We start from the raw sequence: 306 nt of genomic DNA, 5'->3' as shown, positions 1-306 counted from the left end.
TCTAAAACAACTAAGCCAGTTTATAGATAAGTACCCCAATTTCAGAAATGAAAAGATTGGACATGGCTTTTCTTTTGATGATGATATTGCAAATTATTTAGATCTAAGAGAAAGTATTGCAAAGTCAATACTAAAGCCTTCAATTGGGACAATAGTGTCAATAATTAGACAACTCGACATTGATAATGAATTTTTCGGGAATAAGCGTCTAAAACAACTAAGCCAGTTTATAGATAAGTACCCCAATTTCAGAAATGAAAAGATTGGACATGGCTTTTCTTTTGATGATGATATTGCAAATTATTT

The 306-nt window shown here is 30.7% G+C and carries 1 protein-coding gene; it reads left to right on the top strand.

What is annotated here, in order from left to right; genetic code table 11:
• On the top strand, nt 1-306 hold a 306-nt coding region (locus tag BEN48_RS18965), incomplete at both ends, for a hypothetical protein (protein ID WP_158010075.1).

It is taken from the genome of Hymenobacter glacialis (assembly GCF_001816165.1).
Lineage (GTDB): Bacteria > Bacteroidota > Bacteroidia > Cytophagales > Hymenobacteraceae > Hymenobacter > Hymenobacter glacialis.
The sequence above is the reverse complement of the archived record's forward strand: the minus strand, read 5'-3'. Positions and strand labels throughout refer to the sequence as shown.